This is a genomic window from Blastococcus sp. VKM Ac-2987 (genome assembly GCF_026967805.1).
In the GTDB taxonomy this organism is placed as follows: Bacteria; Actinomycetota; Actinomycetes; order Mycobacteriales; family Geodermatophilaceae; genus Blastococcus.
This window is the reverse complement of sequence record NZ_JAPVBG010000001.1, coordinates 1,669,061-1,690,717: the sequence shown is the minus strand read 5'-3', so window position 1 is coordinate 1,690,717 and position 21,657 is coordinate 1,669,061. Positions and strand designations below refer to the sequence as shown.

General features: G+C 73.4%; 19 protein-coding genes. 14 read left to right on the top strand and 5 right to left on the bottom strand.

Translation table 11 applies throughout. The annotated features are described in order from the left end of the window. Positions 1 to 79 precede the first annotated feature (79 nt). The 3 genes from O2W17_RS08325 to O2W17_RS08315 all read left to right on the top strand — a co-directional run bounded on the left by O2W17_RS08325 (position 80) and on the right by O2W17_RS08315 (position 2,763). Positions 80 to 1,294, top strand: a complete 1,215-nt coding sequence (locus O2W17_RS08325) for an acyl-CoA dehydrogenase family protein (RefSeq protein WP_269191929.1) — start codon at positions 80 to 82, stop codon at positions 1,292 to 1,294. A 329-nt stretch (positions 1,295 to 1,623) separates the two neighbouring features. Further along, entirely contained in the window at positions 1,624 to 2,586 is a 963-nt protein-coding gene (locus tag O2W17_RS08320) for a class E sortase (RefSeq protein WP_269191928.1), read from the top strand. 21 nt (positions 2,587 to 2,607) lie between these two features. Next, a complete protein-coding gene (locus tag O2W17_RS08315; protein ID WP_269191927.1) occupies positions 2,608 to 2,763 on the top strand; it encodes a hypothetical protein in 156 nt (51 codons plus the stop codon). A gap of 78 nt (positions 2,764 to 2,841) precedes the next feature. On the opposite strand, the gene O2W17_RS08310 is transcribed toward O2W17_RS08315, so the two are convergent. Genes O2W17_RS08310 through O2W17_RS08300 form a run of 3 tightly spaced genes read right to left on the bottom strand, consistent with a single transcriptional unit; the run spans position 2,842 to position 6,212 of the window. Beyond that, on the bottom strand, positions 2,842 to 3,897 hold the full coding sequence (locus O2W17_RS08310) for a DUF1611 domain-containing protein (RefSeq protein WP_269191926.1): 1,056 nt from the start codon (positions 3,895 to 3,897) through the stop codon (positions 2,842 to 2,844). Further along, on the bottom strand, positions 3,894 to 4,916 hold the full coding sequence (locus O2W17_RS08305; RefSeq protein WP_269191925.1) for a dipeptide epimerase: 1,023 nt from the start codon (positions 4,914 to 4,916) through the stop codon (positions 3,894 to 3,896). The genes O2W17_RS08310 and O2W17_RS08305 overlap by 4 nt, the downstream gene beginning before the upstream one ends. 54 nt (positions 4,917 to 4,970) lie before the next feature. Beyond that, entirely contained in the window at positions 4,971 to 6,212 is a 1,242-nt protein-coding gene (locus tag O2W17_RS08300; protein ID WP_269191924.1) for a hydroxymethylglutaryl-CoA reductase, read from the bottom strand. 122 nt (positions 6,213 to 6,334) lie between these two features. On the opposite strand from O2W17_RS08300, the gene O2W17_RS08295 reads away from it, so the two are divergent. The 5 genes from O2W17_RS08295 to O2W17_RS08275 are packed head-to-tail and all read left to right on the top strand — an operon-like array spanning position 6,335 to position 11,897. After that, positions 6,335 to 7,870 carry an ABC transporter substrate-binding protein gene (locus O2W17_RS08295; protein ID WP_269191923.1) on the top strand — a complete coding sequence of 512 codons (1,536 nt, stop codon included), beginning with the start codon at positions 6,335 to 6,337 and terminating at the stop codon, positions 7,868 to 7,870. Beyond that, positions 7,867 to 8,808 carry an ABC transporter permease gene (locus O2W17_RS08290; RefSeq protein WP_269192054.1) on the top strand — a complete coding sequence of 314 codons (942 nt, stop codon included), beginning with the start codon at positions 7,867 to 7,869 and terminating at the stop codon, positions 8,806 to 8,808. The genes O2W17_RS08295 and O2W17_RS08290 overlap by 4 nt, the downstream gene beginning before the upstream one ends. Before the next feature lie 22 nt (positions 8,809 to 8,830). After that, complete coding sequence (locus O2W17_RS08285) at positions 8,831 to 9,784, top strand: ABC transporter permease (protein ID WP_269191922.1); 954 nt, start codon at positions 8,831 to 8,833, stop codon at positions 9,782 to 9,784. Next, the gene (locus O2W17_RS08280; protein ID WP_269191921.1) at positions 9,781 to 10,863 is read left to right on the top strand and encodes an ABC transporter ATP-binding protein; all 1,083 of its coding nucleotides are present in this window, start codon (positions 9,781 to 9,783) and stop codon (positions 10,861 to 10,863) included. The genes O2W17_RS08285 and O2W17_RS08280 overlap by 4 nt, the downstream gene beginning before the upstream one ends. Then, a complete protein-coding gene (locus tag O2W17_RS08275) occupies positions 10,860 to 11,897 on the top strand; it encodes an ABC transporter ATP-binding protein (protein WP_269191920.1) in 1,038 nt (345 codons plus the stop codon). The genes O2W17_RS08280 and O2W17_RS08275 overlap by 4 nt, the downstream gene beginning before the upstream one ends. 79 nt (positions 11,898 to 11,976) lie before the next feature. Here O2W17_RS08275 and O2W17_RS08270 read toward each other — a convergent pair whose 3' ends face one another. Further along, positions 11,977 to 13,179 carry an MFS transporter gene (locus O2W17_RS08270; RefSeq protein ID WP_269191919.1) on the bottom strand — a complete coding sequence of 401 codons (1,203 nt, stop codon included), beginning with the start codon at positions 13,177 to 13,179 and terminating at the stop codon, positions 11,977 to 11,979. A 195-nt stretch (positions 13,180 to 13,374) separates the two neighbouring features. On the opposite strand from O2W17_RS08270, the gene O2W17_RS08265 reads away from it, so the two are divergent. From O2W17_RS08265 to O2W17_RS08250, 4 genes are read left to right on the top strand one after another with little or no spacing between them, the layout of a single operon-like run. Continuing rightward, on the top strand, positions 13,375 to 14,343 hold the full coding sequence (locus tag O2W17_RS08265) for an ABC transporter substrate-binding protein (RefSeq protein ID WP_269191918.1): 969 nt from the start codon (positions 13,375 to 13,377) through the stop codon (positions 14,341 to 14,343). Beyond that, positions 14,340 to 15,188, top strand: a complete 849-nt coding sequence (locus tag O2W17_RS08260; RefSeq protein WP_269191917.1) for an ABC transporter permease — start codon at positions 14,340 to 14,342, stop codon at positions 15,186 to 15,188. Before O2W17_RS08265 ends, O2W17_RS08260 begins: the two co-directional genes overlap by 4 nt. After that, positions 15,185 to 15,958, top strand: a complete 774-nt coding sequence (locus tag O2W17_RS08255; protein WP_269191916.1) for an ABC transporter permease — start codon at positions 15,185 to 15,187, stop codon at positions 15,956 to 15,958. The genes O2W17_RS08260 and O2W17_RS08255 overlap by 4 nt, the downstream gene beginning before the upstream one ends. A 27-nt stretch (positions 15,959 to 15,985) precedes the next feature. Beyond that, positions 15,986 to 16,837, top strand: a complete 852-nt coding sequence (locus tag O2W17_RS08250; RefSeq protein ID WP_269191915.1) for an ABC transporter ATP-binding protein — start codon at positions 15,986 to 15,988, stop codon at positions 16,835 to 16,837. 100 nt (positions 16,838 to 16,937) lie between these two features. Here O2W17_RS08250 and O2W17_RS08245 read toward each other — a convergent pair whose 3' ends face one another. Then, positions 16,938 to 18,002: an alpha/beta hydrolase gene (locus O2W17_RS08245; RefSeq protein WP_269191914.1), complete on the bottom strand. Its 1,065-nt coding sequence runs from the start codon at positions 18,000 to 18,002 to the stop codon at positions 16,938 to 16,940. Positions 18,003 to 18,249: 247 nt separating this feature from the next. Between O2W17_RS08245 and O2W17_RS08240 the strand changes: the two genes are divergently transcribed. Together O2W17_RS08240 and O2W17_RS08235 are read left to right on the top strand one after the other, a co-directional pair. Continuing rightward, complete coding sequence (locus O2W17_RS08240; protein ID WP_269191913.1) at positions 18,250 to 18,384, top strand: hypothetical protein; 135 nt, start codon at positions 18,250 to 18,252, stop codon at positions 18,382 to 18,384. A 181-nt stretch (positions 18,385 to 18,565) separates the two neighbouring features. Then, the gene (locus tag O2W17_RS08235) at positions 18,566 to 21,463 is read left to right on the top strand and encodes a putative bifunctional diguanylate cyclase/phosphodiesterase (RefSeq protein WP_269191912.1); all 2,898 of its coding nucleotides are present in this window, start codon (positions 18,566 to 18,568) and stop codon (positions 21,461 to 21,463) included. Positions 21,464 to 21,657 lie beyond the last annotated feature (194 nt).

Sequence of the window (21,657 nt, the reverse complement as noted above, 5' to 3'; positions counted from 1 at the left end):
CATCTGGCTGGCCGACACGCCGCCGGGAGCGACCGGATGCCGATGATCAACGTGACGGACCGAGTCGAGGAGCCCCCGCATGGCCGTGTCGTTCGACCTCACCGAGGACCAGCTCGAGCTGCAGAAGTGGGTGCACGAGTTCGCCGCGGACGTCGTCCGCCCGGCGGCGCACGAGTACGACGAGCGCGAGGCGTTCCCGTGGGAGGTCCTGCAGGAGGCCGCGAAGATCGGGCTCTACTCGCTCGACTTCTTCGCCACCCAGTGGTTCGACGAGTCCGGCCTCGGCATCCCGCTCACCATGGAGGAGCTCTTCTGGGGTGACGCGGGGATCGGGCTGGCGATCGTGGGGACGACGCTGGCCGCCGCCTCGGTGCGGGCGAACGGCACCGACGAGCAGGTCGGACAGTGGATCCCGGCGATGTTCGGTACCGAGACCGAGCCGAAGGTGGCCGCGTTCTGCTCGAGCGAGCCCGACGCCGGCTCCGACGTCGGCGCCATGCGCACCCGGGCGGTCTACGACGAGAAGACCGACGAGTGGGTGCTCACCGGCACCAAGACCTGGGCCACCAACGGCGGCATCGCCGACATCCACGTGGTCACCGCCGTCGTCGACCCCGAGCTCAAGGCCCGGGGGCACGCCAGCTTCGTCGTCCCGCCGGGCACGAAGGGCATCTCCCAGGGGCAGAAGTTCCTCAAGCACGGCATCCGCGCCTCGCACACCGCCGAGGTCGTGCTGGACGAGTGCCGGATCCCCGGCGACTGCCTGCTCGGCGGCCGGGAGAAGCTCGAGGAGCGCCTCGCCCGGGCCCGCGAGGGCGTGCAGAGCGGGCGCACCCAGCCGTCGATGGCCACCTTCGAGCGCACCCGGCCGGCGGTCGGGGCGCAGGCGGTCGGGGTGGCGCGGGCCGCCTACGACTACGCCCTGGAGTACGCCGGGCAGCGGGTGCAGTTCGGCCGACCGATCATCGAGAACCAGGCCGTCGCCTTCCTGCTCGCCGACATGAGGACGTCGATCGACGCCGCCCGGCTGCTGGTCTGGCGCGCGGCGTGGATGGCGCGCAACGGCCAGCAGTTCACCGCCGCCGAGGGCTCGATGTCCAAGCTCGTCGCCGGCGAGACCGCCGTCCGGGTCACCGAGAAGGCCATGCAGATCCTCGGCGGCAACGGCTACACCCGCGACTACCCGGTCGAGCGGATGGCGCGGGACGCGAAGATCTACACCATCTTCGAGGGCACCTCGGAGATCCAGCGGCTGGTCATCGCGCGCACCATCTCCGGCGTCCACGTGCGCTGACGAGAGCTGTCCGGCACGAACCGCGGGTGCCGAACCGGCATCGTGCCGAACTCATTCCCCCGACCGGCCGAGGGCCGCTCCACGGCTTCCGGCGCCGTGCGGATGCCCACATACGCAGGACCGGCAGCCGCCGGTTCCACCGGGTCGCGGATTCTACCGGCGTGTCGGATCACGATGCGCGCCTGTTCCGTCACTTACCGTCTACCGGGCGCCGCACGTGTGCACCGTAGGCCGACATCCGGGGGAACGGTATGACGGACCCGTACCGGGGTCGGCTCGAGGAGGACACCCGCCCGACGCGGCGGTGGGACCACGTCGCGGAGCCGGGCGTGCAGCTGGTCGCGGGCCGCCCGCCGGTGCCGCCGGTGTTCGACCGTGCGGCAGGGCACCGCCACGGACCGTTCCCCGTCGCGGGAGGCAGCCGGATCGGCCCCGCCGGCTCGCCGGCCGGACGGCCGTGGGACGACCAGCCGGACGATCGGCTCTGGGACGAGGAGCCGGACGACGAGTTCTGGGACGACGCGAGCGAGGAGCCGGCCGACCAGCCCATGCGCCGCGGTCCGGCCCGCGGGGACCGGGTGCGCGGCGTCGTCCGCGGGGTCGGCGAGTTGCTGGTCACCTGCGGGCTGGTCCTGCTGCTCTTCGTCGTCTACGAGGTCTACGTCACCGACTTCCTCACCGACCGCCGGCAGGACGAGCTCAGCTCCGAGCTGCAGGACCGGTGGGCGGACGCACCCGCGGAAGCCGGGCTGGTCCAGGTGGAGATCGGGGATGCCTTCGGCGTCCTGCGCATCCCGCGGCTGGGAGAGGACTACGCCCGCGTGATCCTGGAGGGGACCACCGAGGGCGAGCTGTCGCAGGGCCCCGGCCACTACGCCGGGACGGCGATGCCCGGGGAGCCGGGCAACGTCGCGCTGGCCGGCCACCGGGTGGGCAAGGGCTCGCCGTTCCTGGAGCTGGACCTGATGCAGCCCGGCGACCCGATAGTCGTGGAGACGGCCGACCGCTGGTTCGTCTACCGGGTGCTCGGCGACCCCGCGACCGGCGACCTCGACACCGACCCCAGCGGCATCCCCGGTCGCCAGATCGTCAGCCCGGCCGACGTGTCGGTCATCGCGCCGACGCCGAACCAGGCCGCGAGCGCCGGCCCGACCGGCAGCTACCTGACCCTCACCACCTGCCACCCGCGCTTCTCCGCGCGCCAGCGGCTGATCATCCACGCCCGGCTCGACGGGGCCGGCATCCCGAAGGCCGAGATGCCCGACGGTCCGCCGGCGCTGCGCGAGGGCTGACCCGAACTGACCGGAGGACCCGTGTACGGCTGGATCTGGCGACACCTGCCCGGTGGCAGCAGCCTCAAGGCGCTGCAGTCGGTGGTGCTGGTGCTCGCCGTGAGCGCCCTGCTGCTGCTCGTCGTCTTCCCCTGGGTCGAGCCGCACCTGCCCTTCAACGACGTGACGGTCGACTGAGGCACCGCCGGTCCGGCCGAGTGCGCAGCTGTGGTCGCCCGGGGCAGCGTGCACCGGCATGTCGGCGACCAGGACTGCTCACTCGGGCGCGGTTGACGCCGGGAGGGCGGCCATGACGGCGTCCAGCACCCGCTCCGCGCCGAAGCGGACGACGTCGTCGGTGACGAGCCCCGTTTTCGCGGCGGCGTCGTCGACCGCCCGCCGGGCGGCGGCGTCGTCCAGCCCGGCGGTGTTCAGCGCGACGGCGGCGACCCGTGCGGGCCGCACCCACCCGGCGGCCTGCTCGTAGCCGCGCACGATCCCGGCCAGCGGCGGCAGGCCGGTGCCCGGGTAGTCGGCGATCGCGGTGCGCCCCGCCCGGTGGCACAGCACCAGGGCGTCGGCCGACGAACCGTGCAGCAGGCCGAGCGTCACCCCCGAGTAGGCCGGGTGGTAGATCGAGCCCTGGCCCTCGAGCCAGAGCAGGTCGCCGCGGGTGGCCCCGTCGCGGACCAGCCGGTCGGCCGCCCCGGCGACGAAGTCGGCGATCACGTGGTCGACGGCCATGCCCCAGCCCGAGATCGCGACGCCGGTCTGCCCGGTGGCCACGAACACCGAGCCGAGCCCGCGGTCGCGCGCGGCGCGGTCCAGCTCGAGGACGACGCTCATCTTCCCGATGGCGCAGTCGGAGCCGACCGTGTGCACCACGCGGGCCGGAACCGGCTCGGCGAGCGGGACCCCGAGGTCCCCGGGGACGGCGCGCAGGTCCCGGATCCCCACCCCGGCCGTCCGGGCCGCGGCCGCGAGCTCCGGATCGGCGCCCAGATCGGTGTGCAGCCCCGCCTCGACGTGCATCCCAAGCCCCAGCGCGGCCAGCAGCACCTCCCGCCAGGCCGCCGTGAGCCGGCCGCCGAGTGGCGCGACGCCCAGCAGCACCGTCGTCGCGCCCAGCTCCCGGGCGGCGGAGACGTCGGCGACCACGGGGGCGGGGGAGGCGCAGAACGGGACGACGTCCACCGCGCGCCGCCCGGCGTGCGCGGCGTCGATCACGCAGACCACCTCGCGGGTGCCGTAGCGCAGCACCCCGTGCGCGGTCTTGGCGTAGGACTCGGCGAGCTGCCCGCCGGTCAGGACGGCCAGCCGGTCGTCACTCACGCCGCCTCCTCCTCCGCGACGAGCCCGAGACCCGGCGCGTCGGGCAGCACCAGCCGCCCGTCGGTGAGCCCCAGCCCGGTGAACGGCTCGTCGCTGATGAGCAGGTGGCCGTCGAGGTCCACCAGGTCGGCCAGCGCGCCGAGCTGGGCGGCCTGGGCGATGCCGAGCTGCGACTCGATCATGCAGCCCAGCATCACCCGCAGGTCCAGCGCGGCCGCGGCGGCCAGCATGCGCTGCGCCTCGCGGATACCGCCGCACTTGGCCAGCTTCACCACGATGCCGTCGGCGTAGCCGGCCACGGCCGGCACGGAGGCGAGGTCCCGGCAGCCCTCGTCGACGAAGACCGGCAGCCGGTCGGGGAGCTCGCGGTAGCGGGCGAAGGAGTCGAGGTCGGCCGCGGGGAAGGGCTGCTCGACCAGCTCCACGCCGAGCTCGCGCAGGCGGGGCGTGAGGTCCCGGGCCTGCTCGAACGTCCAGCCCTCGTTGCCGTCGATCCGCAGCCCGGCGCCGGACACCGAGCGGATCGCCGCCAGCCGTTCCAGGTCGCCGGGGCCCCCGACCTTCACCTTGTAGACGGCGAAGCCCGGCGCCCGCTGCACGCGGGCGACGGTCTCCGCGACGGTCGAGATGCCGATGGTGAAGCTCGTCGGCGGCGCGGACCCGGCCAGGCCGAGCAGCCGCCACACCGGGAGGCCGTACCGGCGGCCCACCCAGTCGTGCGCGGCGCCGTCGAGGGCCATCTTCGCGCCCTGGGGGCCGTCCCAGGCGCGCAGCCGGCGGGCGATCCCCTCGAGGTCGCGCAGGTCGTCCCCGAGCAGGGCGGTGCCGTCGGCGGCCACGGCGTCGGCCATGCCGGGCACCGACTCGCCCCAGTAGGCCACCGGCGCCCCCTCGCCGTACCCGCGGACGCCGCCGGCGTCGACGGTGACGACCAGGACCTCCTCGGTGTCCACCGAGGACCGGGCGATGGTGAAGGTGTCGCGCAGGTGCAGCGTCCGGGGGCGGCAGGTCAGGTCCACCCGGGCAGTCTGGCGGTCCGGGACGACGGTTGTCCCGGACCGCCGGACCCGGGCCTACCGGTTGCGGCCCAGGCTGTCGTGGCTGGTCACCCAGTCACCGGCCAGGATCGCCGAGGTCAGCGAGATGTCGCCGGCCAGCACGACGCCGGCGCAGATCTCGGCGAACTTCTGCACCTTGTCCTTGCCGTAGCAGCCGAGCACCTCCAGGCACTCCCGCTGCGTGGGCAGCCCGGTCCCGCCGCCGTAGGTGGCGACGATGAGCGAGGTCAGCGTCGTCGACCAGTAGTAGTCGCCGTTCTCCAGCAGCTGGGTGTAGGTGACGCCGGAGTGCGACTCGGCGACGTTGGCGGCGTCCTGCCCGGTGGCGATGAACATCGCGGTCAGCCCGTTGGCCGCGTGCGCGCCGTTGTAGGCCGCGCCGGACATGAACGCCCCGGCCATGCCGATCTGCCGGTACTCGAAGAGCTGCCGGGTGTCGACGCCGGTCACCCGCTTCAGCACCTCGTTCGGGATCGTCACCTCGGCCACCACCCGCTTCCCGCGGGTCATGAGCATGTTGATCTGCGAGTGCTTCTTGTCGGTGTCGATGGCGCCGGAGAGCACGTAGCGCGGGCGGTCGGGGTGGTTGGCCTTGATCCACTCGCACGCGGCGAGCGTGGCCTTGCCGGTCATGTTCTGGCCGGCGGCGTCCCCGGTCGTGTAGTTGACCCGCAGGTAGCGCAGCGGCCCGATCTGGTGCTGGCCGATGTAGGTCAGCTTCCCCGAGCTGGTGGTGGACTCGGCCGCCGCCCGGATCTCGTCGAGGTGCTCGTCCACCCAGCGGCCGAACTCCCGGGCCTCCAGCGCGTTGTGGAACAGGAACGCCGGCGCCCGCTGCATGTGGTCGTCGACGACCGTGGTGCGCACCCCGCCGCACTCGCCGATCAGCCGCATGCCGCGGTTGTAGCTGGCCACCAGCGTGCCCTCGGTGGTGGCCAGCGGGACGAAGAAGTCGCCCCGGGCGTGCTCGCCGCGCACCGTGAGGGGGCCGGCGAGGCCGATGGGGACCTGGGCCACCCCGGTGAAGTTCTCCACGTTGCCGGGCAGGACGCCGGGGTCGATGGAGTAGCGGCCGACGTGGTCGAGCCCCGCGCCGGTCTGCTCGGCGACGAAGGCCTGGCGCTTGTGCGCCATCTCGTCGGTGTAGTCGTGCTCCCGGTCGCGGGGGATGCGGGCTCGGTGCGAGGAGTGGACGTCGGTCATGGAGCACCTCTCCTGGGCGACGGTCGTGGTGGGCTCGATTGTGAGGTGGCTCACGCCGGATCGCTCGTCCACCGGCGGATCTCGAACCGGCAACGATCGCGCGGATCCGGGTCGCCAACCTGCGGGGACGGGAGCAAGGTCGAGGTGGACGAGCTGCCCCGACCTCGGAGGTTCCCGTGCGCACGACCCGACTCCTGTCCCTCGGCGCCGTCGGCGCGCTGTCGCTCAGCGCGTGCAGCGGCGGAGGGGAGAGCGTCGACACCGGCGGCGGCGGTGGGGGTGGCGGCGGCGGTGACAACGTCCTGGTCGCCGCGGTGAGCGCACAGCCGGACCAGTTCGACCCGCACGTCACGAGCGCCTACCCCAGCTTCCAGGTGCTGGAGAACGTCTACGACACCCTCGTCGTCCCGAATGCCGAGGACCTGACGATGGAGCCGAGCCTGGCGACCGACTGGGAGGTCAGCGAGGACGGGCTCACCTGGACGTTCACCCTGCGCGAGGGAGTCACGTTCCACGACGGCAGCGAGTTCGACGCCGCGGACGTCGTCTACTCGTACAACCGGATCATCGACGAGGAGCTGAACAACGCCTACCGGTTCACCACCGTCGAGAACGTCGAGGCCGTCGACCCGCAGACCGTCGAGATCACCGTCAGCCAGCCCACGCCCAACCTGCCGGCGCTGATCGGCGCCTTCAAGGGCATGTCGATCCTGCCCGAGGGCGCGGCCGAGGAGTACGACCTCACCACCGAAGCGGTCGGTACCGGCCCCTTCACCCTGGAGAACTCGGACGCCAGCAGCACGGAGCTGGCCACCTACCAGGACTACTGGGGCGGCGCGCCGAGCATCGACGGCGTCGAGTTCCGCTACATCACCGAGCCGGCCGCGGCGCTGACCGCGCTGCAGAACGGCGAGGTGCAGTGGACCGACAACATCCCGCCGCAGCAGATCGAGTCGCTGGAGGGCGACGGCGCCGTCGAGCTGGCGACCACGCCCAGCGTCGACTACTGGTACATGGCCATGAACCACGCCCGGGAGCCGTTCGGCAACCCGCTGGTGCGGCAGGCGATCGCGACCGCCGTCGACCGCGGCGCGGTCACCGAGGCGGCCCGGTTCGGCGCGGCGCAGCCCAACCAGACAGCCATCCCCGAGGACAGCTTCTACCACTACGACTACGCGCCGTTCGAGCCCAGCGTGGAGGAGGCGCAGGCCCTGCTCGCGGAGGCCGGCGTGCAGACGCCGATCACGATGGGGCTGATGGTCACCGACGAGTTCCCGGAGACCGTCACCGCCGCGCAGGTCATCGCCAGCCAGCTCGAGCCGATCGGGATCGAGGTCGACGTCCAGACCGTGGACTTCGCGACCTGGCTGGACCGGCAGAGCCAGGGCGACTTCGACGCCTTCATGCTGGGCTGGCTGGGCAACGTCGACCCGTTCGACTTCTACCACGCCCAGCACATCACCGACGGCTCCAGCAACTACCAGGGCTACAGCAACCCGCAGGTCGACGAGCTGCTGACGCAGGCGTCCACGGAGACCGACGAGGACACCCGCAAGGGCCTCTACGACCAGGCCGCGCAGCTGATCGTCGACGACGTCTCCTACCTGTACCTGTACAACCCCGACGTCGTGCAGGCCTGGGCCCCGGGCCTGTCCGGGTACGAGATCCGGGCGGACAAGGCGATCAACTTCGAAGGCGTGGAGCTGCCCTGACCGGCTACGTCCTCCGGCGGGTCGGCCAGTCCGCGGTCGTCCTCGCCGGGGTGAGCGTCATCGTGTTCGCCCTGGTGCACCTCGTACCGGGCGATCCGGTGCGGCTCGCGCTGGGGACGCGGTTCTCCCAGGAGAGCTATGACGCCCTGCGCGAGCGGTCGGGGCTGGACCAGCCGCTGGTCGAGCAGTTCTTCACCTGGTTCGGCCGGGCGCTCACCGGTGACCTGGGGGTCAGCTTCCGCAGCGGCGAGACGGTGACCTCCCAGATCGCCGAGCGGCTGCCGGCCACGCTGACCCTGGCGTTCGCCTCGATCCTGGTCGCGCTGGTCATCGCGATCCCGCTGGGCACCGTCTCGGCGCTGCGGCCCCGGTCGATCGTCGACCGCGTCGCCACGGTGATCAGCCAGTTCGGCATCTCGGTGCCCGACTTCTGGATGGGCATCGTGCTCATCCTGGTCTTCGCCGGGACGCTGGGCTGGCTGCCCTCGGGCGGGTACGTGCCGATCAGCGAGGACCCGGGCGCCTGGCTCCAGCGGCTGCTCATGCCGGCCCTGGTGACCGGCGTGGTGTCCGGCTCGGTCATCACCCGGTTCGTCCGGTCCAGCATGCTCGAGGCGCTGGGCTCGGACCACGTGCGGACGGCGCAGGCCAAGGGGCTGCCCACGCGGCAGGTGTTCACCTGGCACGTGCTGCGCAACGCCCTGCTGCCGCTGGTCACGGTCACCGGCGTGCAGCTGGCCTACCTGCTGTCCGGGGTCGTGGTCGTGGAGATCGTCTTCTCGTGGCCGGGCCTGGGGCAGCTCGCGCTGCAGGCGGTCCAGGCGCGCGACTACCCGGTGCTGCAGGGCGCGATCCTGCTGTTCGCCGTCGTCTTCCTGGTGATCAACCTGGTCGTCGACCTGCTCTACACCGCCATCGACCCCCGGATCCGGCGATGACGTCCAGCCGGGTCCTGCTGCCATGACGGGCGCGCCCGTCCCCGAGCCCGGCAACTCCCCGGACACCCCGGCGGGGGCGCCGGGGACGTCCCCGGTGGCCACGCTGCGGCCGGCCCGCCCGCGCTCGCGGGAGACGCTCAGCCTGCTGGCGCACAACCCCACGGCGGCCATCGCCTCGGTGCTCCTGCTGCTGATCGTGGTCGTGGCGGTCTTCGACGAGACCATCGCGCCCGACGGGGCCAACGACATCGAGGTGGCCGACCGGCTGCAGTCGCCCAGCTGGGAGCACCCCTTCGGCACCGACGACCTCGGCCGGGACATCCTCAGCCGGGTCATCCTCGGCGCCTCGGTGTCGCTGAAGGTCGGCTTCCTGGCGGTCGGGTTCGCGCTGGTCGTCGGCACGATGATCGGCCTGCTCGCCGGCTACTACGGCAAGTGGGTCGACGACGTCCTGATGCGGTTCATGGACATGCTGTTCGCGTTCCCCGCGGTGCTGCTGGCGATCGCCGTCCTCGCCGTCCGCGGGCCCGGGTCGGGCAACACCGCGCTGGCGATCGGCATCGTCTACACGCCGATCTTCGCCCGCGTCACCCGCGCCAGCGTCCTCGGCGTGCGCGAGGAGGTGTACGTGCGGGCGTCCCGCTCGGTCGGCGCCTCGGACTGGCGGATCCTGACCCGCCACATCCTCCCGAACGCAGCTCCCCCGATCATCGTGCAGACCTCGATCAGCCTGGCCTTCGCCGTGCTGGCCGAGGCGGCGCTGTCGTTCCTCGGCCTGGGCACCCAGCCGCCCGACCCCTCGTGGGGGCTGATGCTGGCCGAGGGCCGCGGCTACATCCAGCTGGCCTGGTGGCTGGCGTTCTTCCCGGGGATGGCGATCTTCCTGACCGTGCTGTGCTTCAACCTGCTCGGTGACGGGCTCCGCGACGCGCTGGACCCGCGCCAGCGCACCCTGATGGCCGGGGGTGGCAAGTGACGGCCGGGGAACCGGTGCTGGAGGTCGAGGACCTGCGGGTCCGGCTGCGCACGCCGCGCGGACCGGCCGACGTGGTCAACGGGCTGAGCTACACCGTCGGCGCGGGCGAGACGGTCGCCGTCGTCGGGGAGTCCGGCAGCGGCAAGAGCGTCTCGGTGCTGGCCCTGCTGGGTCTGCTGCCCGCGCGGGTCGCGACGGTGACCGGCCGGGCGCTGCTGCAGGGCGAGGACCTGCTGACCATGGCGCCCGACCGGCTGCGGCAGGTGCGCGGCGCCGGCGCCGGCATGGTGTTCCAGGACCCGATGACGTCGCTGAACCCGGTGCTGACCATCGGCCGGCAGCTGGTCGAGGGCATCCGGGCGCACGGCGACGTCTCCAAGGCCGACGCCCGGTCCCGGGCCGCGGAGCTGCTGCGCGAGGTGGGCCTGCCCGACCCCGAGGGGGCGCTCGACCGCTACCCGCACGAGCTCTCCGGCGGGATGCGCCAGCGGGTGGTCATCGCGATCGCGCTGTCGAACTCGCCGTCGCTGCTGATCGCCGACGAGGCGACGACGGCGCTGGACGTCACCGTGCAGGCGCAGATCATCGACCTGATCGAAGGGCTGCAGGACGAGCACGGCACGGGCGTCATCTGGATCACCCACGACCTCGGCGTCGTCGCCGGGATCGCCGACCGGGTGCTGGTCATGTACGGCGGGCGCTGCGTGGAGGACGGCACGGTCGACGACGTCCTCGAGCGGCCGGCGCACCCGTACACCCGGGGCCTGCTCGGCTCGCTGCCCGACCTCGCCGCGCCGGTGGGCCCCGACGGCGAGGTGCCCGAGCTGACCGCGATCCCGGGGCTGCCGCCCCCGCCCACCGACCTGCCGCAGGGCTGCGTCTTCTGGCCGCGGTGCCCGGTGCGCGCCGATCCGCGCTGCGAGACCGAGCAGCCGCCGCTGGCGGTCGTCTCGCGGGCCCCGGCCGGCGGGCCGGCGGGGGCGACCGCGTCCGGCGCGTACACCGGCGACGGCGCCGGGCTGCCGCACCGCGCGGCCACCTGGTGCACCGAGGGCGTGGACGGGGGGAGCCGCGGATGAGCGAGGACGTGCTGGTGTCGGCCCGCGGGCTGGAGGTGCACTTCCCCGTGGGGGGCGGCGGGTTCCGCCGGGCGCCCGCGGGCGTGCTGCGCGCGGTGGACGGCGTCGACCTGGACGTCCTCCGCGGCGAGACGCTCGGCCTGGTGGGCGAGTCCGGCTGCGGGAAGTCGACGCTGGGCAACGCACTGCTGCGCCTGGTGCCGCCCACCGGCGGCACGGTCACCTTCGACGGCACCGACGTCACCGCGCTGGACCGCCGCGGCCTCAAGGAGATGCGCCGCCGGGCGGGCATGGTGTTCCAGGACCCGTTCGCCTCCCTCGACCCGCGGCGCACCGTGGCGCAGACGGTCAGCGAGCCGCTGGAGGTGCACGGCCTGCGGTCGGGCAAGCGCGAGCGCGCGGCGCGGGTGGGCGAGCTGCTGGAGCTGGTGGGTCTGGACCCCGCGGTGGCCGGGCGCTACCCGCACGAGTTCTCCGGGGGGCAGCGGCAGCGCGTCGGCATCGCGCGGGCGCTGGCGGGGGAGCCGGACTTCCTCGTCTGCGACGAGGCGATCGCCTCGCTCGACGTGAGCGTGCAGGCCCAGGTGCTCAACCTGCTGCGCCGGCTGCAGCGGCAGCTGGGGCTCACGCTGCTGTTCATCTCCCACGACCTCTCCGCCGTCCGGCACATCTCCGACCGGATCGCCGTCATGTACCTGGGCCGGGTCGTGGAGGTCGGGCCCGCGGCGGCGGTGGGCAGCGCCCCGGAGATGCCGTACACGCAGGCCCTGCTGTCGGCGGTCCCGCTGCCGCACCCGGCGCAGGAGCGGGCCCGGCAGCGGATCGTGCTGACCGGCGACGTCCCCTCGCCGTCCGCCGTCCCCAGCGGCTGCCGGTTCCGCACCCGCTGCCCGTACGTGTTCGAGCCGTGCGACGACGTCGACCCGGCGCTGCAGCCGGCGGGCGCACCCGGTCAGCTGGCCGCGTGCCACCTGCACGGCGTCGTCGGCACCCCGGTCACGGCCACCCCCGAGGGCGTCACCGCCGACCCCTGACGCCGTTGATCATCGTCATCTGGCGGCCGCCGCCGGCGAGTCGGCCCGCCACACGACGATGATCAACTGGCACGGGGCGTCAGACAGACGCGCCGACCAGGCGGGGGCGGGCCGCCGCGAGCCCGACGGCCAGCTGCACGGCCACGACCACCAGGAGCAGCAGCAGCCCGGGCTCCCAGGCGCCGGTCGCCTCGTGCAGCAGGCCGACGCCGAGCGGGCCGGCGGCGGCCACCAGGTAGCCCGCGCTCTGGGCCGCCGCGGACAGCCGTCCGGTCTGGGCGACGTCGCGGGTGCGCTGCAGGATCAGGGTCATCGCCAGCGGGAAGGCGATGCCGGTGCCGATGCCGTAGAGCAGCGTCCAGAGCAGGGGGGCCGCGGCGGGGGCCACGAGGAGGCCGGTGATCCCGGCGAGCACCGGCAGGGTGCCGACGAGCACCCAGCCCTGCTGACCCGGGCGGCGGGCCGCCATCGGGGGCACGACCAGGGACGCGGGGATGCCCAGCCCGGCCGCCAGCGCCAGCAGGCCGCCGGCGGCGACGGGGGAGACGCCGGCCTCGGCCTCCAGCACCTCGGCCAGCCAGGTGAGCATCGCGTAGAACGACAGCGACTGGAGCCCGAAGAAGAGCGTCACCGCCAGCGCCACGCGGTCGCGCAGGACGGCGGTGCGGGCACCGGCCGGGGCCGCCGGTGGGGGCGGGACCGCCCGGCGCGCCCGGGTGAGCGCGGCCATCCCGAGCAGCGCCGCCAGCACCGGGACCGCCCACAGCAGCAGGCCGGTGACGGCGGTGCCGCCGGCCGAGGCCAGCGGCTGGGCCAGCCCCGCGCCGATGCTCGCCGAGCCGGCCATGGCCGCGACGATCATCCCGAGCACCACGGCGCTGCGGTTGCCGTACTCCGCGCGGGCCGCGGCCGGCAGGAGCACGTTGGCCACGGCGATGCCGCCGGTGAGCAGGACCGTGCCCGCGAAGAGCCCCGGGACGCCGGCCAGCCGGAGCACGATGCCGGCGGTCAGGGCGACGACGCCGAGCAGCACGGCCCGGTGCACCCCCAGCCGGGCGGCCAGGGCGGGGGCGAACGGCGAGACCAGCCCGAAGCAGACCAGCGGCAGGGCGGTGACGACGGCGAGCGCCCCGGTGGTGAGCGCGAGCTCGTCGCCCAGCTCGGCGAGCAGCGGGCCCACCGCGGCGAAAGGGGCGCGCAGGCAGAGCGCCACCAGGACGAGGGCGACGGCCGGCAGCGCCAGCCGCCAGGCGGCGCGCCGCCGGGTGGCGGGGGCGGTCATCGCGGCCATTCTGCGCCCGCGGGGGGCGCCCCCCGCAGCCGGTTCCGCCACGTCCCACCCCACCGTCGAGCACATGACGGAGCGGTCACGGTGGTTTGACGCCGTCTGCCCCACGTGCCAGCGTTCACGCCGCCCCGGCGCGCTCGCGCGGCGAGCAGCAGGGTCGTCCCTGCCCGTCGATCGAAGGAGATCCCGATGCGTCGCACCGTGGCCGTGCTCGTGGCCGCTCCCCTGGTGCTGGTCGCCGCCTGCGGCGGCTCCGACGAGACCACCACCGGTGGCGGCGGTGGTGGTGGCGGAGAGCTCGAGCAGGTGTCGGTCGGGGTGATCCCCATCGTCGACGTCTCGCCGCTCTACCTCGGCCAGGAGCAGGGCTTCTTCGCGGACTGCGGGCTGGAGCTCACCCTGGAGACGGGCCAGGGCGGCGCCGCGATCGTCCCCGCGGTCGTCAGCGGCCAGTCCCAGTTCGGCTTCAGCAACATCACCTCCCTGCTGCTCGCCGCCAGCGAGGGGCTGCCGCTGCGGGTCGTCGCCAACGGCGTCGCCTCCACCGGTGAGCAGGGCGCGGACTTCGGCGCCGTCGTCACCACCCCCGACAGCGGCATCGCCGGCGCAGCCGACCTGGCCGGCGCCACGGTGGCGGTCAACACGCTGAACAACATCGGCACGACGACGATCCGCGAGTCGGTGCGGGCTGCCGGCGGTGACCCCGACGCCGTCGAGTTCGTCGAGCTCCCGTTCCCGGAGATGCCCGCTGCCCTGGAGCAGGGCAACGTGGACGCCGCCTGGGTGGTCGAGCCGTTCCTCGCCGTCGCCACCGACGCCGGTGCCCGGGTGGTGACGTCGAACTTCGTCGACACCGCCGACGACCTCACCGTGGCCGCGTACTTCACCAGCGAGCAGTACGCCCAGGAGAACCCCGAGGCCGTCGAGTGCTTCAGCGACGCGACGGAGCAGTCGCTGCAGTACGCGCAGGAGAACCCGGACGCCGTCCGCGAGATCCTCGGTGAGTACACCCAGATCGACCCGGCCATCGCCGAGGCGATGACGCTGCCGGCCTGGCCGGCCGAGGTCAACCGCGACTCGGTGCAGACCCTCTCCGACCTCGCGGTCGAGGACGGGCTGCTCGACGAGGCTCCGGACCTGGACGCCCTGCTGCCGTGACCGGGTCGACCGCTACCCGGGCGTCGACAGGTGCTGCACCGCCGGACCGCTCCCCGCGAGCGGGCCGGCGACGGCCGGTCCCGGCCTGGGCGCTTGGGCTGCTCGGCCTGGCCGTCCTCGTCGTGCTGGTCGAGGTGGCGCCGCGGATCGGGCTGGTCCCGCGGCGCTGGTTCCCGCCGTCGTCGGAGATCGGCGCGGAGCTGATCGCCCAGTTCGGCCGACCGGAGTTCTGGACCGCCGTGCTGGAGACCCTCAAGGGCTGGGCGATCGGCCTGGCCATCGCCGCGGTGACCGGCGTGCTGCTGGGGCTGCTCCTCGGCACCAACCGGTTCGCCCGGGAGTTCACCGCCTCCACCATCGAGTTCCTGCGCCCGATCCCGTCGGTGGCGCTCATCCCGATCGCCGTCCTGCTGTACGGCAACGACCTGGAGAGCGAGCTGCTCCTGGTGGTCTACGCGGCCTTCTGGCAGATCCTCATCCAGGTCCTCTACGGCGTGCAGGACGTCGACCCGGTCGCGCAGGACACCGCGCGCGCCTACGGGCTGGGCCCCTGGGCGCGGGTCCGGCACGTCACCTGGCCCACCGCGCTGCCGTACGTGATGACCGGGCTGCGGCTGGGCGCCGCCGTCGCGCTGATCCTCGCGGTCACCGCCGAGCTGGTCATCGGCACCCCGGGCCTGGGTCAGCTGCTCAACAACGCGCAGAGCAGCGGTGCGGTCGCCGCCACCTACGCCATCGTGGTCGTCACGGGCATCCTCGGCGTGATCGTCAACCTGGTCTTCCGGACCGTCGAGCGGCGGGCGCTCTCGTGGCACCCGTCCCAGCGAGCGGAGGTGGCGGCATGAGCGTGCTGCGCCGGGTCGCGATGACCGTCGGCCTGCCGGTCATCCTGCTCACCGCCTGGTGGTTCGCCAGCGCCGGCAGCACCAGCTTCTTCTTCCCGCCGCTGTCGGAGATCCTCGACAGCCTGGTCGAGGAGTGGTTCGGCCCGCGCCTGGTCTCCGACGTCTGGCCCAGCCTCTACCGGCTGGCGGCCGGCTACGCCCTCGCCGTCCTGGTGTCCCTCGTCCTCGGCGTGCTGATCGGCACGTCGCGCACGGTCCGGGCGCTGACCGAGCCGGTCTTCGAGTTCTTCCGGGCCATCCCGCCGCCGGTGCTGGTGCCGATCTTCATCCTGCTGTTCGGCCTCGGTGACGGCATGAAGATCGTCGTCATCGCCTTCGGCTGCATGTGGCCGATCCTGCTGAACACCGTCGAGGGCGTGCGCGCCGTCGACGAGGTGCTCAGCGACACCGGCCGCGTCTACGGCCTGCGCGGCTGGTCGCGGCTGCGGCACCTGGTGCTGCCCAGCGCCAGCCCGCAGATCTTCGCCGGGCTCCGCCAGGGGCTGTCGGTCGCGATCATCCTCATGGTCATCAGCGAGCTGTTCGCCGCCACCAACGGGCTGGGCTACGCGGTCGTCCAGGCGCAGCGCAGCTTCGCGATCCCGGAGACCTGGGCGGGCATGCTCATGCTCGGCCTGCTCGGCTTCCTCCTGGCCCTGCTGTTCCGGATCGTCGAGAGCCGGCAGCTCGCGTGGTACCACGGCCTGCGCCGCGCGCAGCGCTCCTCCTGACCTCTCACTCCCGGGAAGGGGACCCCCGTGCTCGACGTCCGCGGCATCAAGAAGGTCTACGAGAGCAGGGACCGCACGGTGGAGGCCGTCCGCGACCTGACGTTCACCCTGCAGGCCGGCGAGCTCGCCTGCCTGGTCGGCCCCTCGGGCTGCGGGAAGACGACGCTGCTGAAGATCATGTCGGGGCTGCTCGACCCGACCGAGGGCGAGGTGCTGCTCGAGGGCACCCGCGTCCAGGGCCCGCCGCCGGGCATGGCCGTGGTGTTCCAGGAGTACGGTCGCAGCCTCTTCCCCTGGATGACGGTGCGGGAGAACGTCGAGCTGCCGCTCAAGCAGAAGAAGCTGCCCACCGCCCGCCGCACGGAGCTGGTGGAGGAGTCGCTGGCCGCGGTCGGGCTCGCGGAGGCGCACGCGGCCTACCCGTGGCAGCTCTCCGGTGGCATGCAGCAGCGGGTGGCGATCGCCCGCGCGGTGGCCTACGAGCCGCACGTGCTGCTCATGGACGAGCCGTTCGCCGCCGTCGATGCGCAGACCCGCGCCGACCTCGAGGACCTCATCCGCGACCTGTGGCACCGGTTCCAGGTCACCACGCTCTTCGTCACCCACGACATCGACGAGGCGGTCTACCTGGGTCAGCGGGTGCTGATCCTGTCCAACTCGCCGACGGTGATCCGCGACGACCTGGCCATCGATCTCCCCGACGAGCGGGACCAGCTCACCACCCGCTCCTCGCCGCGCTTCGCCGAGCTGCGGGCGCGGGTCTACGAGCAGATCCACCGGGCCAAGGAGGAGAAGGACGCCACCGAGGCCGCGCAGCCCGTGGCCGCCGGACCGGTGTCCGGCCCTGCGCCCGCGGCCCCGGACCACTCGGGGTTCTGACCGGCTGGCCAGGCGCCGACTTCCGGGAAGTCGGCCCCTGGAGGACGGCCCGGCGCCCGACTTCCGCGAAGTCGGGCGCCGGCGCACGCCGCCTGCCGGCTCAGCGGCCGGCCCGCTCCGCCTGGGCGAAACCGAGGCGCAGGAACCGGTCGATGTCGTGCCAGCTCGGCGCGGCGCGGTGGACGACCCGCTCGCGCCCGTAGGCGTTCGTGAGCCACGTCGTCGACTCCCGGGCGCCGATGATGTCGTCGACCGAGTGTCCGGCGCCCGGCACGAGGGTGAATCGCGCCTCGTTCCCCTCCGCCGTCGTCGTGTCGTAGACGAGCTGGCTCTGGTTGTAGGGCAGCAGCGGGTCGGCCAGGCCGTGGAGCACCCAGATGGGGATCTCGTCGCCCTCGATGTAGCTGCTCGGGTCGGCCGCCTCGGTCTCCGCCGGGCACGCCTGGATGCTCACGAGCTCGGTCGGGAAGACCTCACCGGGGCACTCGATCAGCCGGCTCTCCGGGGAGTCCGGCGCGTCGTGGGGGTAGATGCCGGGCTGCATCGGCAGGTCGTTCTCGGCCGCGAAGGTGTCCATCGACAGGAAGTCCGTCGGCGGGAAGAACGGCACGGCCACCTGGACGGCGCTCGACGTCCCGTCCACGCCTGTCTCCCCGGGCAGTTCGAGCTCGTCGCTCGTGGTCGCGGCGAACGCCGCCGACCAGCCGCCCGACGAGTTACCCATGAACGCGAAGCGGTCCGGGTCGAGGCCGTACCGGTCGGCGTTCTCCCGCAGGTAGCGGACGGCGGCGCGCACGTCGTGGCCCTGTGCCGGGAAGCGGGCGTCGAAGCTGGAGCGCACGTTGATCGCCGCGACGGCGTAGCCGCGGCCGGTGAACTCCGCGACGACGTCCAGCGCCTGCTCGCCGGTCTTGACGTCGTTGCTGAACCACGCGGAGCCCGAGTGCCAGATGACCAGCGGCAGGTCGCCCTTCCCGCGGACGTCCGGCAGGTGCAGGTCGAGCAGGTTGCCCGGGGACGCCGGGCCGTAGGCGAGGTCGCCGACCACGGTGGGTGCGGCCGGCGGCGCGGCGGAGGCCGGGGCGGCGAGCGTGACGGCGAGCGCGGCGGCGAGGCCGCAGCCGGCGGCCAGGCTCCTCCGGGCGGTACGTGCGGTGGGGTGCATGGCAGTCGAGCTCCGTTCAGTGGGGACGTTCGCGCCGGTGCGGAGACTGAGCGGCTGTGACGCTAGACACATCACGGAGCGGTCACGAAGCGGAGCTTCCACTCCCTGGAAGCGCCCTGCGGACGGAGTGGCGTTGCCGGTCGGGAGACGGCCGATGGGGCGCTGGCAACGCCCGCAGCGCCCGGTTCTCCGCCTCTCGCCGCCGACCGGGGCCGGGTCGTTGTCCTGGCCGGTCAGGTTCGCCCGGATGGAGGACGGGACGCCGCAGGCGGTCGGCGCAATCACCGCCGACGGCGACCTGCGCGTCCCCGTGGTGATCGACGACGGCCTGCTGGAGTCCACCGACGGAGGCGCCACGTTCACCACGCTGTTGTCGAGATGAGTCCGGCGCCGGGCGTCGGCGGTCGTGCTCGACGGACGATCCGCGCGGGGCCACGACACCCTTGCGGGGCAGACGGGCGCGCTCGGAGCCTCAAGCCGAGACGCGATCGACCGATACCGGCGGGGAAGGCAGAGTCGGTGGCTGAACGTCAGCACCCGGGCCGGACAGGACGGGGGGCACCGTGGACGAGGCGACACCACTGGCGGGAACCTCCACGATCACCACGCGGCTGCTGCTGCGCGTGGTGGCCGCGCGGGGCGGCGAGGGCGCCGTTGAGCGGGTGCTCGACCGCGCAGGACTTGCCGACAGGCGCACTCTGCTGCTGAGCCTCCGGGGGCGGGTGTCGTACCCGGAGAAGCTGCGACTGTTCGATGCGGCTGCTGAGGAACTCGGCGACCCGCGGATCGGGCTCGCGCTCGGCGATGCCGCCATGTCGGACCCTGCGGTGGTGGCGCTGCGGCGCCTGCTGACGACCTTCGGGACCCCTGCCGGACTGCTCCGACAGGTCTCGCGAGTCTCCACCCGCCTGGACACCTCCGCCGTGTTCCGCTGCGAGTCGGCCGCGGACGGGACGGCGCGGCTGGCCTGGCGCGTGCTGCCACCGCACTCCCCCGGTCGCGTGGACTGCGACTACAACATCGGGATGCTCCGCAAGGCCCCGGTGCTGTTCGGTCTCCCCCCGGCGGTCGTCGAGCACTGGACCTGCCAGGTCGACGGCGCCCCGCAGTGCGAGTACACGGTCACCTGGCAGGAGCAGCAGACGTCCTCCTGGTGGCGTGGTCGCGGCCGGCGCCGCCCGACGGCTGGTAACACCGTCCACATGCCCGTCGCGGACGCGGAGCAGCGGCTGCAGGACCTGCAGGAGGCCGCCACCGACCTGCTCAGCGCGGATTCCCTCGAGGACACCCTCGACCGCGTCGCCGAACGTGCGGACCGCGCCGTGCACGCCCCCGGCTACGTGCTCGACGTCCGACTGCCCCACGGGAAGCGGCACGTGCGTTCCCGTGGTCTGGGCTCCTCGGTACTGGCCGCGCTCGGGGACGCCCGGCTCGAGGTCGGCTGCCGGCAGGTCGGCGGCACCACAGTGCTGTCCGTGCCGGTCACCTCCGCGACGCGGGACTACGGCGTGCTAGCCGTCGTCGCCTGGCCAGGTCAGGACACCCTTCCCGGCGACGTCGAACTGCTCACCGCCTACGCCCGGCACGCGGCAGCCGCCATCGAGATGACGGCAACGCTGGCCGAGGCCCGCGAGCAGGAGGAGACCGCACGACTGCTCCTCACCGTGGCCCGGTCGCTCGCGGGGCGCCGGGAGGCCCAGCAGATCGCCCAGACCATCGCCGACGCCGTGCCCAATCTCTGCGACGCCGACCGCGCCGCCGTAGCGCTGTGGGACGCCGAGAGCGAGTCCGTCTGGATCGCCGGTCTCAGCGGCTGGCCGCCGGACCTGGCCGACCGGGCCGCCGGCTTCGTCACGAGCACGGACGACAGCCCCGAGCTGTGCGAGCTGATCGCCGTGGGCGCCCCGATGCTGGTCGACCGGTCGAGCTCGTCCTGGGCCGATGAGGTCCTGCGCGTTTTCGGCGTGACCGCCATGGGCGGGGTGCCGATCAAGGTCGACGACCGGCTCGTGGGGATCGTCCTCGCCTACTGGGCGCACAGCCGACCGCCGGCCGCGCTCGGTGAGGGGACGACCGAACGCCTGTGGGGCCTGGCCGGCCTGGCCGGCGTGGCGTTGGACAACACACACCTGCTCGACGAAATCCGGCACCGGGCCGCACACGACCCGCTCACCGGCCTGCCGAATCGCGGGCTCCTCCACGCGCGGATGCAGACCGCGCTCAGCCGGCCCGATGGCCCCGCCGCCCGCACCGCACTTCTCTTCTGCGACGTCCGCCGGCTCAAGCGAGTCAACGACAGCCTCGGGCACGGCGCCGGAGACGAGGTGCTCGCAGAGGTCGCCCACCGGCTGCGGTCGGCGGTGCGCGACCACGACACCGTGGCCCGGTTCAGCGGCGACGAGTTCGCCGTCCTGCTCCCCGGCACCACGGAGCCAGGTGCCCGTGAGGTGGCCGACCGGATCCACCGCTTGCTCGCGGCCCCGGTACGGACTGGGGACGACGAGGTCTTCGTCGAACTGGCAATCGGCGTCGCCGTGGCCGAGTCGTCCGAGCACGTGACCGATGACGCCGTCCGGGACATGGCACAGGGCCTGCTCGAGCGCGCCGAAGAGGACATGCACCGGCGCAAAGCCGGATCTCAGGGTCCGCCGGAGCAGCGGGTCAGAGAGCACCTGCGCCTGGAGACCGACCTGCACGGCGCGATCGGCCGAGGTGAGATCGTCGTCCACCTGCAGTCGCAGGTCGATCTGGTCAGCGGCCAGGTCGTCGCCGTCGAGGCCCTCGCGCGCTGGCAGCACCCCACCCTCGGGCCCGTCCCGCCCGACATCTTCATCCCCCTCGCCGAGGCCAGCGGCCAGATCCGGGACATCGGTGACCACGTCCTCCGCGAAGCGTGCGGGACCGTCGCGGCCTGGCGAGCGGACGGATTGGACCTGGAGGTGGCCGTCAACGTCTCCGCCGTCCAGCTCACCGACCCTGACTTCGCCGGATCCGTGCTCCACCTCCTCGCCGAGACCGGGCTGCCCGCACGGTCGCTGACCCTGGAGGTGACCGAGAGCCAGGTGCTCACCGAGGTCGCCACCCGCCACGGCCACCTGGAGCACCTCCGCGCCCTCGGTGTCGGCATCTCCGTGGACGACTTCGGGACCGGCTACTCCTCGCTGGCGCAGCTCCAGCGGCTGCCGGTCACCGAGCTCAAGATCGACCGGTCCTTCACCTCTCAGCTCACCGACACCGCCCCCTCGTCGCCGCTCATCGCGGGGATCATCGGCCTCGCCCGCGGCCTCGGCCTCCGCATCGTGGCCGAGGGCGTGGAGACCTCCGCCCAGGCGGAGGCGCTGCAGGAGATGACGTGCGACCGGGTCCAGGGCTACCTGTTCGGCCGTCCGGCCGATCCCGCGGCCGTGCGCGACGTCCTCCTCGCCGAGACCAGCGCTGTTGCCCTTCCGGTGCCGCGGTGACGGCCGGCGGCCCACCTGGGCCCTCGACGGCGTCTGCGGCCGCGTCGCACGTGGTCGCATGGGCGCAGTCCCCGCCGCCGCGGCCTGAGTCGGTCCACCCCGGGGCGTCATCGACCGGGCCGAGGGCATGCTGATGGACCGGCACGAGCTGACCGCCGACCCGGCATTTCCAGGCCCTGGCCCAGACGTCGATG